The organism is Streptomyces doebereineriae, from assembly GCF_031845645.1.
GTDB classification, from domain to species: Bacteria; Actinomycetota; Actinomycetes; order Streptomycetales; family Streptomycetaceae; genus Streptomyces; species Streptomyces canus.
In genome coordinates, this window is sequence record NZ_JAVREZ010000440.1 from 1 (window position 1) to 421 (window position 421).

At 67.7% G+C, this 421-nt stretch carries 2 pseudogenes; both read right to left on the reverse strand.

The features are described from left to right. Positions 1-122, reverse strand: a pseudogene (locus tag RNB18_RS52680) (electron transfer flavoprotein subunit alpha/FixB family protein); the annotation flags it as partial. Positions 123-194: 72 nt separating this feature from the next. Then, positions 195-421: pseudogene (locus RNB18_RS52685) on the reverse strand (electron transfer flavoprotein subunit beta); the annotation flags it as partial.

Sequence of the window (421 nt, forward strand, 5' to 3'; positions counted from 1 at the left end):
GCACCCGCGCCGAGCGCGACGGCGACCGGCTCGCCGATACGGCGGGCCAGGGTCAGCAGCTCCAGGGTGGGCTTGCGGACGGCACCGTCCACGTGATCGACATAGACGAGAACTTCAGCCATGGGAATGCTCTCCTGCGGATTGCGAAGTCTGAGGGGGCGGTACGGGGTTGAGCCTCAGCGGGCCAGTGACCCTTAGATGAACTTCTGGCTCGCGAGGAACTCGGCGAGCTGCTTGCCGCCCTCGCCCTCGTCCTTGACGATCGTGCCCGCGGTACGGGCCGGGCGCTCGGTCGCGGAGTCGACCGTGGTGTAGGAGCCCTCCAGGCCGACCTGCTCGGCCTCCAGGTCCAGGTCGGACAGGTCCCAGGCCTGAACCGGCTTCTTCTTGGCGGCCATGATGCCCTTGAAGGAGGGGTAAC